Origin of the sequence: Streptomyces sp. KMM 9044 (genome assembly GCF_024701375.2) — a bacterium.
GTDB lineage: Bacteria > Actinomycetota > Actinomycetes > Streptomycetales > Streptomycetaceae > Streptomyces.
In genome coordinates this window covers 3,771,685-3,786,737 of sequence record NZ_CP113910.1, presented here as the reverse complement: position 1 = coordinate 3,786,737, position 15,053 = coordinate 3,771,685, and the positions used below count along the sequence as shown (strand labels likewise).

12 protein-coding genes and 2 tRNA genes are annotated in these 15,053 nt (G+C 68.4%); 5 read left to right on the top strand and 9 right to left on the bottom strand.

Annotated elements, in window-relative coordinates:
• The first annotated feature begins 131 nt into the window (after nucleotides 1–131).
• On the top strand, nucleotides 132–386 hold the full coding sequence (gene crgA / locus HUV60_RS17075) for a cell division protein CrgA (RefSeq protein ID WP_257850443.1): 255 nt from the start codon (nucleotides 132–134) through the stop codon (nucleotides 384–386).
• Nucleotides 387–695: 309 nt separating this feature from the next.
• Here crgA and HUV60_RS17070 read toward each other — a convergent pair whose 3' ends face one another.
• On the bottom strand, nucleotides 696–1,583 hold the full coding sequence (locus HUV60_RS17070; RefSeq protein WP_257850444.1) for a rhomboid family intramembrane serine protease: 888 nt from the start codon (nucleotides 1,581–1,583) through the stop codon (nucleotides 696–698).
• A gap of 129 nt (nucleotides 1,584–1,712) precedes the next feature.
• Nucleotides 1,713–2,240, bottom strand: a complete 528-nt coding sequence (locus HUV60_RS17065; RefSeq protein ID WP_257850445.1) for a peptidylprolyl isomerase — start codon at nucleotides 2,238–2,240, stop codon at nucleotides 1,713–1,715.
• A gap of 322 nt (nucleotides 2,241–2,562) precedes the next feature.
• On the opposite strand from HUV60_RS17065, the gene HUV60_RS17060 reads away from it, so the two are divergent.
• Nucleotides 2,563–3,264 carry a DUF5324 family protein gene (locus tag HUV60_RS17060; protein ID WP_257850446.1) on the top strand — a complete coding sequence of 234 codons (702 nt, stop codon included), beginning with the start codon at nucleotides 2,563–2,565 and terminating at the stop codon, nucleotides 3,262–3,264.
• A gap of 219 nt (nucleotides 3,265–3,483) precedes the next feature.
• On the opposite strand, the gene HUV60_RS17055 is transcribed toward HUV60_RS17060, so the two are convergent.
• A tRNA-Ala gene (locus HUV60_RS17055) sits at nucleotides 3,484–3,556 on the bottom strand.
• 182 nt (nucleotides 3,557–3,738) lie between these two features.
• On the opposite strand from HUV60_RS17055, the gene HUV60_RS17050 reads away from it, so the two are divergent.
• Together HUV60_RS17050 and HUV60_RS17045 are read left to right on the top strand one after the other, a co-directional pair.
• Complete coding sequence (locus tag HUV60_RS17050; protein ID WP_257850447.1) at nucleotides 3,739–4,287, top strand: helix-turn-helix domain-containing protein; 549 nt, start codon at nucleotides 3,739–3,741, stop codon at nucleotides 4,285–4,287.
• A 167-nt stretch (nucleotides 4,288–4,454) separates the two neighbouring features.
• The gene (locus HUV60_RS17045; protein WP_257850448.1) at nucleotides 4,455–6,194 is read left to right on the top strand and encodes a serine/threonine-protein kinase; all 1,740 of its coding nucleotides are present in this window, start codon (nucleotides 4,455–4,457) and stop codon (nucleotides 6,192–6,194) included.
• A gap of 161 nt (nucleotides 6,195–6,355) precedes the next feature.
• Here HUV60_RS17045 and HUV60_RS17040 read toward each other — a convergent pair whose 3' ends face one another.
• A complete protein-coding gene (locus HUV60_RS17040) occupies nucleotides 6,356–7,555 on the bottom strand; it encodes a hypothetical protein (protein ID WP_331461998.1) in 1,200 nt (399 codons plus the stop codon).
• Nucleotides 7,556–7,861: 306 nt separating this feature from the next.
• Entirely contained in the window at nucleotides 7,862–7,990 is a 129-nt protein-coding gene (locus HUV60_RS17035) for a DLW-39 family protein (protein ID WP_003999697.1), read from the bottom strand.
• A gap of 338 nt (nucleotides 7,991–8,328) precedes the next feature.
• On the opposite strand from HUV60_RS17035, the gene HUV60_RS17030 reads away from it, so the two are divergent.
• The gene (locus tag HUV60_RS17030; protein WP_257850452.1) at nucleotides 8,329–8,706 is read left to right on the top strand and encodes a DUF6344 domain-containing protein; all 378 of its coding nucleotides are present in this window, start codon (nucleotides 8,329–8,331) and stop codon (nucleotides 8,704–8,706) included.
• A 461-nt stretch (nucleotides 8,707–9,167) separates the two neighbouring features.
• Here the strand turns inward: HUV60_RS17030 and HUV60_RS17025 are convergent.
• The 4 genes from HUV60_RS17025 to gyrB form a co-directional block, all read right to left on the bottom strand.
• Nucleotides 9,168–9,241, bottom strand: a tRNA-Ile gene (locus tag HUV60_RS17025).
• Nucleotides 9,242–9,361: 120 nt separating this feature from the next.
• Nucleotides 9,362–10,108 carry a DUF3566 domain-containing protein gene (locus HUV60_RS17020; protein WP_257850453.1) on the bottom strand — a complete coding sequence of 249 codons (747 nt, stop codon included), beginning with the start codon at nucleotides 10,106–10,108 and terminating at the stop codon, nucleotides 9,362–9,364.
• Nucleotides 10,109–10,126: 18 nt separating this feature from the next.
• Nucleotides 10,127–12,718, bottom strand: coding sequence for a DNA gyrase subunit A (gyrA, locus tag HUV60_RS17015; protein ID WP_257850454.1), 2,592 nt, complete (start codon nucleotides 12,716–12,718; stop codon nucleotides 10,127–10,129).
• Between the two features lie 42 nt (nucleotides 12,719–12,760).
• Nucleotides 12,761–14,821, bottom strand: a complete 2,061-nt coding sequence (gene gyrB, locus HUV60_RS17010; protein ID WP_257850455.1) for a DNA topoisomerase (ATP-hydrolyzing) subunit B — start codon at nucleotides 14,819–14,821, stop codon at nucleotides 12,761–12,763.
• Between the last annotated feature and the right edge of the window lie 232 nt (nucleotides 14,822–15,053).

Genomic DNA, 15,053 nt, shown 5'->3' with positions numbered 1-15,053 from the left:
ATCTCCTTCGGCGCCGCGGAAGGACTACGCTAACGGACGCCCGGGGGAGCGCCCGGAGCCCCCTTCCAAACGCCCCGAGCCCGACCCAGTTCCCTGCGCGGCCACGCAGCGCATCGACAGGAGAGACCCTCGTGCCGAAGTCACGTATCCGCAAGAAGGCCGACTACACGCCGCCTGCGGCGAAGCAGACGACCGCTCTCAAGCTGACCAGCCGTGCCTGGGTCGCGCCGGTGATGCTGACCCTGTTCCTGATCGGTCTGGCCTGGATCGTCGTTTTCTACGTCACCGACGGCGAGCTGCCCATCGATGCCCTGGGCAACTGGAACATCGTGGTGGGCTTCGGCTTCATCGCCGCCGGATTCGGCGTCTCCACGCAGTGGAAGTAACGTCCGGCAGCCCGTCGCCCACTGGACCAGGCCCTGCTCCGAGCTGCACGGCAGCTCGGAGCAGGGATGCCGCCAGCTCTGGGCAGGATTATCCACCGAGTTATCCACAGGCGTTTCCACAGCGTGGGGAAAAGAAACCACGATCTGTGGATAACCCCTCGAACGTTGACGCCGGTACGACAGAAGCACCGGTAACCGAATACTCGTTCGCACGCCTCTGAGCTGGGGAAATAACGGGCAGCGACATCGTGTACCGACGCCCTCGGACAGTGTGCACAAGATCCGCCACACGCTGTGGACAACCCGCACTCAGACGAGTTGGGCCGTCCTCACCAGGGTCATCAGCACGACCGCGGCGAGAACCAGTGCACAGGTGCCGTACTGGATCAGCGCCCGCCGCTCACGCGGGGCATGGACCATGGCGTACCCGATCACGACACCGGCGACGAGCCCTCCGATGTGGGCCTGCCAGGCGATGTTGCTCCAGCTGAAGGTAAAGATCAAGTTGATCACCAGCAGTGCGATGATCGGCCGCATGTCGTAGTTGAGCCGGCGCACCAGGACCGCGGTTGCGCCGAACAGCCCGAAGATGGCACCGGAGGCACCGAGCGAGGCCGTGGTCCCCGAGGCCAGCAGATAGGTCAGCGCACTGCCCGCCAGACCCGAGATCAGATAGAGCGCGAGATAGCGGACTCGGCCCAGGGCCTGCTCGAGCGGACCACCGAGCCACCACAGACTGAGCATGTTGAAGGCGATGTGCCAGATCGCCTCGTGAGTGAACATCGAGGTGACCAGGCGGTACCACTCACCCTCGGCGACGCCCTGGGAGGGATTGAAGAGCACCGGGGGCCAGACCCCGATCAGCACGAGATGGCCCAGCAGCGACGACCAGACATGCACCGCGACGAACACCGCGGCATTGGTTCCGAGAAGGATCTTGGTGACCAGCCGGGAGTCCGCGGCGATGGTGCCGCCCGCGATCGTGCGGGGCATGGAGGCCGTGGGCGCGTGGCCGGTACCCGAACCGCCGCGGACACATTCGGGGCACTGGAACCCGACCGAGGCGCTGATCATGCACTCGGGGCAGATCGGGCGCTCACAGCGGGTGCAGCGGATGCCGGTCTCACGGTCCGGGTGGCGATAGCAGACGAGGACGCCGTGGGCGTCCTGCGAGCTGCCGGCAGCCTGGTCGTCCATGGGATCCCCTAGGTCGTGTGGAAAAAGCCCCGCCCCGCCCCTCCTTACGGATGAGCGGGGCGTTTGGTTCCCTCTGGGGGCTTGCGCACTCCTCGGGGACAGGGCCGTCCTCAGCCCTCGGGGGCGTCCTCAGCCCTCGCGGATCTCGACCGACTCGATGACGACGTCATTGAGCGGACGGTCGGTGCGCGGGTTGGTCTGCACGGCCGCGATGGTGTCGATCACCTTCTGGCTCGCGGCGTCGGTGACCTCGCCGAAGATGGTGTGCTTGCGGTTCAGCCACGCCGTTGGAGAGACGGTGATGAAGAACTGCGAGCCGTTGGTGCCCGGGCCCGCGTTGGCCATCGCCAGCAGGTAGGGCTTGTCGAAGCGCAGGTCCGGGTGGAACTCGTCCTCGAACTCGTAGCCGGGACCGCCGGTGCCGTTGCCCAGCGGGTCCCCGCCCTGAATCATGAAGCCACTGATCACCCGGTGGAAGACCGTGCCGTCGTAGAGCTTGGCCGTGGACTTCGCCCCGGTTTCCGGGTGCGTCCACTCCCGCTCGCCCTTGGCGAGCTCGACGAAGTTCTTGACGGTGATCGGTGCCTGGTTCGCGAAGAGCCGGACCTCGATGTCGCCGTTGTTGGTCTTCAGGGTGGCGTAGAGCTGGTCAGCCACGGTGTGCCTTCCGTTGTCTTTCCGTAACGCCCTGATCCTCGCACGGACGGGGCGCGCAGTCGCCCGACGCCCTTGCACAGGGGGCGACAGAGCCGAACGGCTTGCGGAAACCGGGTGAGTGCCGCCGCGACAAGGGCACTCGGCAGCGATCCGTGGCATGGTCGACGACTGGCCGACGTTCCCCGTATTCATCCGCTATTGCACTCGGTCAACGCCATCGGAACCCGTATGCCCGCCCGCACATGCCCAACGGCGAAGCGGGAGGCATGATCCGTAAAAGGGTGGACAGTCGAAAAACGTACGCCACCGAGGAGGAGGAACCGTGACCCGCATCGAAAGCGTGCGCACTGCGACTGATTCGGCGAAGGACAGCGTGCTGCACGCCGCGGACGTGGTGGCGCCCTACGCCGACACGGCCAAGGTGAAGGCCGCGCAGTGCGCGCAGGAGGCACGCGTACGGCTGGCCCCCAAGGTGTCGCGGGCCGCAGGGCACGCCCTCGTCCAGTACGGCGCCCATGTCCAGCCGTACGTGGAGCAGGCCCGTACCCATGTGCCACCGAAGGCCGACCTGGCCGCTCATGAGGCCGCCGCCCGGACCCGTAAGGCCGCCCAGCAGGCGGCGGAATACTCCCGGCCGAGGCTCGAGCAGGCCAGGGCCGCCGCCGGGCCGGCGAAGGAGCAGGCGGCGGCGCGCAGCGCGGCGGCGCTGGCTGCCCTGCGCGGTCAGGTCTCGGCCCAGCAGATCCAGAAGCTGGTCCGCAAGCAGCGGCGGCGCGCGAAAGCCGGCCGTGCCGCGAAGGTGGTCTTTGTTCTGGGTGCCGTCGCAGGTGGCGCCTTCGCCGCCTGGAAGTGGTGGGACAAGCAGGCCAACCCGGACTGGCTGGTGGAACCGCCGCCCGCGACCGATGTCCAGGAGTCCGGCACGCTGGCGTCGGTGGACGGCAGCCGCGGGTCCACGCTCGACCTCGAGGTCCGGGCGAAGGAGGACGAGGAAGAGGCCACCAAGCGCGACGAGCAGCCCTAGGTCTGTCCGCGCGGCGGCCCCGCCAGCCTGCGGTGTCAACAGCCCGGTGGGTCAGAAGACTTCAACGTCTTCTGACCCACCGGGCTGTTTCACGTGAAACAGCTCCCGGGCCGGGAACGGGAGCCGGGCACGAGCGCCGGAAGGCGGATGCCGGACAACGGGTGCCGATACGCAAAAACCCCTCCCTCTGCGTTTCCGCAGGTGGGAGGGGTTTCCTTGTGGAGCCTAGGGGAGTCGAACCCCTGACATCTGCCATGCAAAGACAGCGCTCTACCAACTGAGCTAAGGCCCCGCGAACAATGCGTCCACCAGGAAGAAGGACATCCGGGCGGGCGCCGGACACCAGAGTACCGGGTCACCCGGGGGGTTCCGCAAAAAGGATTGGGGTCCCCGTGACCGACCACTCTCCGTAAGATGCTCGACGTGGTTCGCTGGAGCGAACCACGGTTCTTGGGGAAGCGATGGGGAGACGCAATGGACGCCGCACAGCAGGAAGCCACCGCAAGAGCGCGGGAACTGCAGCGGAACTGGTACGGGGAGCCACTGGGGGCGCTCTTCCGTAAGCTCATAGACGATCTCGGCCTCAACCAGGCTCGTCTCGCGGGGGTACTGGGACTGTCCGCTCCGATGCTGTCGCAGCTGATGAGCGGTCAGCGTGCGAAGATCGGCAACCCCGCGGTGGTCCAGCGGGTGCAGCTGCTGCAGGACCTGGCGGGACAGGTCGCGGACGGAAGCGTCAGCGCGGCCGAGGCCGCCGAGCGCATGGAGGAGATCAAGAAGTCGCAGGGCGGCTCGGTACTCAGCAACACCACACAGACGACGAGCGGTTCGGGGGCGCCCACGGTCAGACGGGTGGTACGCGAGATCCAGTCGCTGCTGCGCTCGGTGGCGGCCGCCGGTGACATCATCGATGCCGCCGACACCCTCGCCCCGACCCACCCCGAGCTGGCAGAGTTCCTCCGGGTCTACGGCGCCGGCCGGACTTCCGACGCGGTCACGCACTACCAGTCCCACCAGAGCTGACGGCCCGGCCGCCGGGGAGGGCCGGCGGCCGAGGACACGGAGGGCGCCGGGGAGGAGTCGAACCGCTTGTCATGGGGGAGGCAGCCGAGGGGGAGAGATCGGTGTGAGGCAGAAGGGGTAGGGCAGGGCCAGGCACGGCACCGCCGGGGGAGGAGCGACGCACAGCCATGGGTGAGGTCTTTGCCGGCCGGTACGAACTGGTCGACCCGATCGGGCGCGGAGGTGTCGGTGCCGTCTGGCGTGCTTGGGACCACCGTCGTCGTCGCTACGCGGCCGCCAAGGTCCTGCTGCAGAGCGATGCCCACTCCCTGCTCCGCTTCGTGCGCGAGCAGGCTCTGCGGATCGACCACCCCCATGTGCTCGCCCCGACCAGCTGGGCCGCCGACGACGACAAGGTCCTGTTCACCATGGACCTGGTCACCGGCGGTTCACTGGTCCACCTCGTTGGCGACTACGGTCCCCTGCCGCCGGTGTTCGTCAGCACTCTGCTCGACCAGCTCCTGGCGGGACTCGCCGCGGTACACACGGAGGGCGTCGTGCATCGCGACATCAAGCCCGCCAACATCCTCCTGGAGGCCACCGGTACGGGCACGCCACGGCTGCGGCTGTCCGACTTCGGCATCGCCATGCGGCTCGGAGAGCCCCGCCTGACCGAGACCGACCTGGTGGTGGGCACGCCCGGCTATCTCGCGCCGGAGCAGATCATGGGCTCCGAACCGGACTTTCCTGCGGACCTGTTCGCCGTGGGTCTGGTCGCACTGTACCTGCTGGAGGGCGTCAAACCGGACGCCAAGGCCCTCATCCAGTATTTCGCCGAACACGGGACGCCCGGGGCGCCCCAGGGCATCCCCGAGCCGCTGTGGCAGGTCGTGGCCACACTGCTGCAGCCGGACCCGCAGGCGCGGTTCCGTACGGCCACGGGGGCGCGCAAGGCCCTGGCGGCGGCCAGGGAGCTGCTCACGAAGCCCGGTCCCGACGACGAGATGATCGAGGTCTTCGACCAACTCGGCCCTCTCCCGGCTGGTTTCGGCCCCGACGGCCCCCTGAAGGCGGCGGCGGGTGTGCGCTCGGGCGGGGGCAGGGGCCGTCCCGGAGCGGAAGGGCTCCGTCCGCAGGACGAGGAGACGGGCCTCCGGGGGGACGCCGGACCAGTCGGGCACGGACCAGTCGGGCCCGGACCGGCAGACCTCAGGTCGGCGGACGCCGGGCCGGCAGGCCCGGTGCTCCGGCCCTTCGGCGGAGGCGACAGCACCCCGGCGTCACCGGATTCGTCCTCCATGGACGGCGGCACCGCCCCCACCGACCCGCGCCAGAGCATCTCTCCGGAACCACGTTCCGTCCCCCGCGCCCCCCGGACACCCGCCTCCGACTCCAGCGCCGTCCCCCCTCCTGCACCGTCCGTCCCACCGCAGCCACCCTCCATGTCGGACACCGGCAGTTTCCCTCTCCCCCCTCCGCAGGCCACGGTCACACCGTCCCCCGCACCCGCTCCGCCGCACCACGCGCACACACCACCGCCACCACCGGTGCAGGCACCGTTACCGGCGCGGTCTCGGGCACCCGGGCAGCACCAGTCGCCGTACCACGCGCAGCCCCAGGTCGCCCGCGCCGGCCAGCTCGGCCGCATGTCCCGCGCATCCCCTCACGACCCCACTCGCCCGCTGCTTTCCCCCCATCCCCAGCCGTCGGCGCGCCACCGCCCCGCGTCGCACCGGGACGACCCCTCCACGGCCGAATACACCACCGGAGTCACCGAGGCTCCGTCTCCGGGCAGGGCAGGACCACGGCACGGAGCGAGCAGCCGACGCCGGCGCCGCCCCGGCCCGCCCGCGCAGGTAGCCGTCGCTCTCCTGTTCCTGGCCCTGGCCTGCTACGCCGTGGGGTTCTGGGCGCTCACCAGGATCTGATCATCCCTCACAGCCGCCCCGGGGACAGCCCTGCCCATGGACTGTGCCTCCCGGCGCCATGGACACTCCCCCACGTCCTCGGCTTCGGTCGGGCAGGAGGACCCCCCATGACGCCACGAGGCCCGCCCTGCGGGCGGACGACGGGAATGTGATGACAGGACCTAATGCGGGGAGACCGTCCTCCTTCGAGCCACCACCGTCCACACGCCGAGGCCCACCAGTAGTGCGCTGCCGGTGCCGATACCGCCCACCGCGAGCGCCGTCATCGCGGTGTCGTCCCCCTGTCCCGGACCCGCCGCCTGCCCGCCCGCCGCTGCCTCGCGGTCCTCCTCGCCCACCGCGAAGACGTCCGACGGTACGGACTCCCCCGCGTACCCGGGCCCGCCCTGTGCCGTCCCGCTCACGCGTACCCGCAGCGTCAGCGGGACGGGCCCGTCACCGAAGTCGTCCGCGACCTTCTCCGCGAGGTGCGCGACGAGGTAGTACGAGCCGGCGAAGCGCATCGCCGCGACCTGGCTGTTGGGGGCGTGGCGATTGGCGTACGCAACGGGGGGCAGCGGGGCGAGGCTGTCCGACTTCTGCCTGCCGTCGTATCCGACACCCACATCCGCGACATGCCCGCGTACGGGGTTGTAGAGGTCCAGGTCCAGGGCGGCGGGAACGAATCCGGTACCGTCCGAGCTCGAACTGCCCATTTCGACGGATGCGTTGAACTGCCGGCCCCAGCCGACCGGAACCTTGTAGAAGAGCGTTTGGCCAGGCCGGATGTCGTCCCGCCAGGCTCCCTCTCCGAGTGGGGTGGCTTCGGCGAAACCGGCGCCGCCGGCGCGCCGTCGGGCTTCTCCGGCGACGGGCTCGGGCGAGGCGGAGTTCCACGTGTCCGGCGCGGTCGTCGCCCCGGCCTGCGCCGGCCGCGGTTCCGAGACGGTGGTGAGCTCCAGCTCCCAGGTGTCGGGAGAGGCACCCTTCCCGTCCGGATCCGCGCGTTCGACGGCCACGTAGTACGTGCCGGCGTCCTTGCAGAGGGACCGCCTGGGGGAGATCTCGCGCGCGGCCCACGCGGCGACCGGGTGTGGACTGGCGGCGGCGCCGAAGGTCGCCGTGTCCACATCGCAGGAGCGGCCGTCACCGTCCTGTACGGACACTTTGACGCCGTCGATGACGGCGGCGGTGCCGCCCTCCGGCGGGACGGCGGTGGCGGAGACGTAGACGTTCGAGGTGTCGTCGAGTTCCAGACGGTAGTGGACCGGGCCACCCGCCGGGAGGGTGCTCCGGTAGGTGCGGCCGGCCTCCAGCTGTACGGCGTCCGCGGTGCTCAGAGCTCCTTCGGCCCGCGGCGCACCCTCGTCGAAGGCATACATCCCAGGAGCCCCGGCGGCAACCGCCTCCTGCCCCGTGGGCAGGCCCGGCATCCCCGTCAGCAGCACTGCCGCGAGCGCCGCCGCTCCGGAGCGTCCGGCGGTGGAGGCCCGGCCGCTCCTCCCCGCCCGTGCACGCCGCCCCCACGCAGTACACCGCCGCGCCCTCACACGCCACTCCTCGTCGTCGCCGGATGTCGCACCGTGACCATCCTGCCCCGCGGACAAGGGGCGTCGGCAAGGCCCCACGACACACAAAACCCCGACCGCGAGCGCGGCCGGGGTCTGTTCAGCGTCGTATGTCGGTACTCACGAACCCGTGGGCACGGAGTCAGTCGCCTCCGTCCACAGATCCTGCTCGGCGCGATCCGCCTGGATCTGGCGGTACACGAGGAGCCCGCCGATGGCGGCCAGTGCGACCAGGAGAAGCTTCTTCACCGCGCTACCTCGTCTTTCTTGACGTAGGGGACCTCTGGCGCCCGACTATACACACCGGCCGAGACCGATCGGTGACCTGTGTCGGCCCGCCAACTCCCCTCCTGCGCTGCGCAGTAGAAGCGGGGAAACCCGACCGGACCGGAGGGTGACCACCTCTGCACGGTCGGCGATTTCCTCCACCTCTCTCCGCGATCTTCCGCTTTTCACCCCTCTTGCGCCCATCCGGGTGGTGTTCATCTGAACATCGACGCGCCACGGGCGCAGGTCCACCACTTCGAAGCCCGCATACACATCATGAGGAAAGTACGCAAATCGCCCGACCTGAAAGTGAGAGGCCAATGGCCCGGAACAAGGTCATGAAGCTGTGGACCGCCCTCGTCACCGCCTTCCTCGCGCTGTGCACGGCGCTCGGACTCGTCACCACGACCGCCTCGGCCGCCGTACCCCGGCCCGAGACGGCGCGCAACAGCGAGAGCGCCCCGGACACGACGGCGCCGGCGGCGTCCACCCGGCCCTGGTCCCATGCGGCGGCCCTGCCTCCCACGATGAAACAGCGCATCCGCGCGGAGGCCCACGGCGCATCCCCCAGCTGCCGCAGCCGCCGTCTCACGAACCCGGCCCCGGCCTCCGCCCCGGCCGCCTCCACGAACTGCTCCGACGACGGCACCACGTCCCCCGCAGAACCCCCCAGGGGCCACCTCCCGCTCCAGCGCTGAGCCCCGGAGCCCACAGCCCTCCCTCCCGTGCCGTTCCGGCTCCCCCGAAGTACCGGCGAACTCGCGTACAGCCCCAACGGCACGCGGAGGACAGCCCGGCCGCTCGAACCCGAGCAGCCGGGCCTTCCTCATGTCCCCACGCTCACACCCACCGGATGCCTCAGAGCCGAAGACACCAGCACACTCACCAGCCGCAGACAGCGAAGGGCACGAAGCGAGGCGTCCAAGCCACGTCCCACGGCAGAACGGGCCGGGGAAAACGAACCCAGGCGAAACAGAACCACCACAACGCCCTCACGGCCACACCGGCCGATGCCGACCACGCATGCCCCCACCCACTACTGAACACGCCTCCCCAGCCACACCGCACACGGCACGGGCGACGGCAAGCCCCGGACACGACAGCCCCGGAGACGCGGAGAACCCCCGGCCGTATCGACCGGGGGTCTCGCGATGATCTGTGGGGCTAACAGGATTTGAACCTGTGGCCTCATCCTTATCAGGGATGCGCTCTAACCAACTGAGCTATAGCCCCGCCGCGCTCTGCGGTGTATATCCCGCGCGCTGACTCCTGAAGATTAGCGCACGACCGGGGCAGTCCCAAAATCGATTGCCGGAAGGCCGTCGGAGCAGGCGGAAAGGCGCTGAGCGCCGCTCACTCGTCCTCGGCCAGCGTCAGCTCGACACCGCCCACGAAACCCGCGGAGAGGTTGTAGATGAACGCGCCGAGAGTCGCCAGGGCCGTCGCCAGGACGACGTCGATGACCGCGATGACCGTCGTGAACAGCAGCACGTTGGGCAGCGACAGGAACGACTGGAGATCGAAGCCGTTCGACTCGTTGGAGCCGGTCGCCTCGGAGATGGTGCCACCGACGGTGGAGAAGACACCCATCGCGTCCATGACCATCCACAGCACCGCGGACGCGACGATCGTGCAGATACCCAGGGCGATGGAGAGCAGGAAGCTGACCTTCATCACCGACCAGGGGTCGGCCTTGGCCACCCGTAGGCGTGCCTTGCGTACGCGCGGTGTGGTGCGCGCCCCGGTACGCGGACGGCGTACCGCGCCGGTCTGGCCCTCTGCCGTGCCCGCCTGTGCCGGGTAGGCCTGCGGCGGGTGGTACGGCCCCGCCTGCTGTTGCGGCTGCCGTTCCCCCGGCAGCGGTGAGGCCGCGTGAGCAGCGGCGCCCTGTCCGGGCGCGCTCTGCCGCTGGCCTCGGGTGTCCGTCACGGTTCCCCCCTGGGATCCATGTCTGTCGGACGAAGGCAAGTCCTTGCCGGGCGACTTGATCGCTTTCAGGTTGGTCGTGTGCGGATCCGTAGCCCGCGCGGCAGAGCCACGGCCACCGCCGTCCGCACCCGTACTGGTACCGGTCGGTCCGGCGCCCGTGGCTCCGCTCACGCTGACTCACTCCTCGTGCTACTCGGCCGAGGGCACCTCACCCTCGTCCGTGCCGGTGGTCACGGCACCTTCATCGGTCTCGTCCACGGCCACGTCGCCGTCGACTTCCTCCGCCTCGCGTCCCGCCTCGGCGTTACGGGCGATGCCGACCACGGCATCGCGCTTGCCCAGATTGATCAGTTGGACGCCCATGGTGTCACGGCCCGTCTCCCTGACCCCGCTGACTCGCGTACGAATCACACCGCCCGACAGCGTGATGGCGAGGATCTCGTCGCTCTCCTCGACCACCAACGCACCGACGAGAGTTCCACGATCCTCGACGATCTTGGCGGCCTTGATTCCGAGGCCGCCGCGACCCTGGACGCGGTACTCGTCGACAGCGGTCCGCTTCGCGTACCCGCCGTCTGTGGCAGTGAACACGAACGTACCGGGTCGAACAACATTCATCGAGAGCAGTTCGTCCCCTTCGCGGAAACTCATGCCCTTTACACCCGAAGTCGCACGGCCCATGGGCCGCAAAGTTTCGTCGGTCGCGGTGAACCGGATCGACTGCGCCTTCTTGCTGATCAGTAGTAGATCATCATCTGACGAAACGAGTTCGGCTCCGATCAGCTCGTCGTCCGAACCGTCTTCCTGCTCCCGCAGGTTGATCGCGATCACACCACCCGAGCGCGGCGAATCATAGTCCTTCAACGACGTCTTCTTCACCAGGCCCGCCTTCGTGGCAAGGACCAGGTAGGGCACCGCCTCGTAGTCGCGGATCGCGAGGATCTGGGCGATCGCCTCGTCCGGCTGGAAGGCCAGCAGGTTCGCCACGTGCTGGCCGCGCGCGTCCCGGCCGGCATCGGGCAGCTCGTACGCCTTCGCCCGGTAGACCCGGCCCTTGTTGGTGAAGAACAGCAGCCAGTGGTGCGTGGTGGACACGAAGAAGTGGTTGACGATGTCGTCTTCCTTGAGCTTCGCGCCCCGCACGCCCTTGCCGCCTCGCTTCTGGGCCCGGTAGTCGTCGGTCTTGGTGCGCTTGATGTAGCCACCGCGCGTGACCGTGACGACGATGTCCTCCTCGGCGATCAGGTCCTCGATGGACATGTCGCCCTCATAGGGGATCAGCTTCGTCTTGCGGTCGTCACCGTACTTCTCGACCAGTGCGGCCAGTTCCGCGCTGACGATCCCGCGCTGGCGGGCCGGGGAGGCGAGGATCTCGTTGTACCCGTTGATCTTCGTCTGGAGTTCGTCGTGCTCCTGGACGATCTTCTGGCGTTCCAGTGCCGCCAGTCGGCGGAGCTGCATCTCCAGGATCGCGTTGGCCTGGATCTCGTCGATCTCCAGGAGGCCCATCAGGCCTCCGCGCGCGATCTCGGCGGTGTCGCTGCGCCGGATCAGCGCGATGACCTCGTCGATGGCGTCCAGGGCCTTCAGCAGGCCCCGCAGGATGTGGGCCCGTTCCTCGGCCTTGCGCAGCCTGAAGCGCGTACGGCGGACGATGACCTCGAGCTGGTGGTTCACCCAGTGGCGGATGAACGCGTCCAGGGAGAGCGTGCGGGGCACTCCGTCGACCAGGGCCAGCATGTTGGCGCCGAAGTTGGTCTGCAGGTCGGTGTGCTTGTAGAGGTTGTTCAGGACGACCTTGGCGACCGCGTCCCGCTTGAGCACGATGACCAGGCGCTGGCCGGTACGGGACGACGTCTCGTCGCGGACGTCCGCGATGCCGCCGACCTTGCCGTCCTTCACCAGGTCGGCGATCTTCTGCGCGAGGTTGTCGGGGTTGGTCTGGTACGGCAGCTCGGTGACCACCAGGCACTGGCGGTTCTGGATCTCCTCGACCGCGACCACCGCGCGCATGGTGATCGAGCCGCGACCCGTCCGGTACGCCTCCTCGATGCCCTTGCGGCCCACCACCAGGGCGCCGGTCGGGAAGTCGGGGCCCTTGATCCGCTCGATGAGCGCGTCGAGCAGTTCCTCGTTCGACGCCTCGTGGTGCTCCAGGTACCACTGGGCGCCGGCCGCGACCTCGCGCAGGTTGTGCGGCGGGATGTTGGTCGCCATGCCGACCGCGATGCCGGCCGATCCGTTGATCAGCAGGTTCGGGAAGCGAGCCGGCAGGACGGTCGGCTCCTGGGAGCGGCCGTCGTAGTTGTCCGTGAAGTCGACGGTCTCCTCGTCGATGTCGCGGACCATCTCCATCGACAGCGGCGCCATCTTGCACTCGGTGTACCGCATGGCCGCGGCGGGGTCGTTGCCCGGGGAGCCGAAATTGCCGTTGGAGTCCACCAGAGGCATCCTCATCGACCACGACTGCGCGAGGCGGACCAGCGCGTCGTAGATCGAGGAGTCGCCGTGCGGGTGGTAGTTGCCCATGACGTCGCCGACGACGCGCGCGCACTTGTAGAAGCCGCGCTCGGGCCGGTATCCGCCGTCGTACATGGCGTACAGCACACGGCGGTGGACGGGCTTGAGGCCGTCACGGACGTCCGGCAGCGCGCGCGAGACGATGACGGACATCGCGTAGTCGAGGTACGAACGCTGCATCTCCGTCTCGAGCCCGACGGGCTCGACGCGCAGGGCGGGGCCGTCCTCTTCGGGCGTGACGGGAGTGTTCTCGTCGGTCATTGCTGGTGAAGATCCTTCCTGGTGCGGTCAGCTGAGACCGACTCAGATGTCGAGGAAGCGGACGTCCTTGGCATTGCGCTGGATGAACTGGCGACGGGCCTCCACGTCCTCACCCATGAGGACGGAGAACAGGTCGTCGGCCTGCGCGGCGTCGTCCAGGGTGACCTGGCCGAGGACGCGGTGCTCCTGGTCCATCGTGGTGATGCGCAGTTCCTCGGCGTTCATCTCGCCGAGACCCTTGAAACGCTGGACGGAGTCCTCACGGATACGCTTGCCGGCCTGGCGGCCCAGTTCGATCAGCGCGTCGCGCTCGCGGTCGGAGTACGCGTACTCGAAGTCGTCCCGGCCCCACTTGATCTTGTAGAGCGGAGGACGGGAAAGGAACACGTGCCCGGCCTCGACCAGCGGCCGCATGAAGCGGAACAGGAACGTCAGCAGCAGGGTGTTGATGTGCTGGCCGTCGACGTCGGCGTCCGCCATCAGGATGATCTTGTGATAGCGGAGCTTCTCGATGTCGAAGTCCTCGTGCACACCGGTACCGAACGCGGAGATCATCGCCTGGATCTCCTGGTTCTGCAGGATCCGGTCGATGCGCGCCTTCTCGACGTTGAGGATCTTGCCCCGGATCGGGAGGATCGCCTGGTACTGCGGGTTCCGGCCGGATTTGGCCGAACCGCCGGCGGAGTCACCCTCGACGATGAAGATCTCGCACTTGACGGGGTCGTTCGACTGGCAGTCCGAGAGCTTGCCCGGCAGGGACGCCGACTCCAGCAGGCCCTTGCGACGGGTCAGGTCGCGGGCCTTGCGGGCCGCCACACGCGCGGTGGCCGCCGCGATGCCCTTGCGGATGATGTCCGCGGCCTCGTTGGGATTGCGGTCCAGCCAGTCCGCCAGGTGCTCGTAGACGACCTTCTGGACGAAGGTCTTCACCTCGGTGTTGCCGAGTTTGGTCTTGGTCTGACCCTCGAACTGGGGCTCGCTCAGCTTGACCGAGATGATCGCGGTCAAACCCTCGCGGATGTCGTCGCCCGTGAGGTTGTCGTCCTTCTCCCGCAGCAGCCTCTTGTCGCGCGCGTACTTGTTGATGAGCGAGGTGAGCGCCGCGCGGAAGCCCTCTTCGTGCGTACCGCCCTCATGGGTGTGGATGATGTTGGCGAAGGAGTAGACGCCCTCGGTGTAGCCGCTGTTCCACTGCATGGCGACCTCGAGGGACAGGAGCTTGTCCTTGTCCTCGGCCTCGAGGTCGATCACGGTGGGGTGCACCACGTCGCCCTTGCGCGAGTTGAGGTACTTCACGAAGTCGACGATGCCGCCCTCGTAGTGGTATGAGACGGCCTTGACCTGGTCTTTCTCATCCTCGCCCGCCTCGTCCGCCCCGGCGGTCGCCTTCGCCGACTCGCGCTCGTCGGTGAGGTTGATCCGCAGTCCCTTGTTGAGGAACGCCATCTCCTGGAAACGCCGCGACAACGTCTCGAAGGAGTACTCGGTGGTCTCGAAGATGTCCGCGTCGGCCCAGAAGGTGACCGTGGTCCCGGTCTCGTCCGTGGCCTCCTGCCGGACCAGTGGGGCCGTGGGAACACCCATCTTGTAGTCCTGCGTCCAGCGGTGACCGTCGCGCTTGATCTCCACGGAGACCCTGCTCGACAGGGCGTTCACCACGGAGACACCGACGCCGTGCAGGCCGCCGGAGACCGCGTATCCGCCGCCGCCGAACTTGCCACCCGCGTGCAGCACGGTCAGCACGACCTCGACGGCCGGCTTGTTCTCCGAGGGGACGATGTCCACCGGGATGCCGCGGCCGTTGTCGACGACCCGGACACCGCCGTCGGCCAGGACCGTCACATCGATCGTGTCCGCGTGCCCGGCCAGGGCCTCGTCGACGGAGTTGTCGACCACCTCCTGCACCAGGTGGTGCAGCCCTCGTTCACCGGTCGAGCCGATGTACATACCGGGTCGCTTGCGGACCGCGTCCAGACCCTCGAGGACGGTGATGGCACTGGCGTCGTACAGGGCGGTGATCTCGCCGTTGAGGGCGGTCGCCTCGTTCTGTACGCCGGTGTCGGTGGACGGGATGTTCTCGTTGGGGTTGCCGGAATCGGCCACGAAGCGCCCTTTCTGGCACACCACGAGCCAGGCTCGGCGGCGGGTTGCCGGAGCGGCTGCGGCATGTTGCGTTGATAAGCCTTGATCAGCGTTGCTCAGCTTTTCCCGGGCGGTCCCCACGATCGGGGCGGGATTGCTTCCAGTCTACCGGTAGCGCGGACATCGATGGGGGTTTGCCGGTACCTGAGTCCGCATGTGCCGCCCTCAACCGGTCTCGCCCGACTCCCGATAT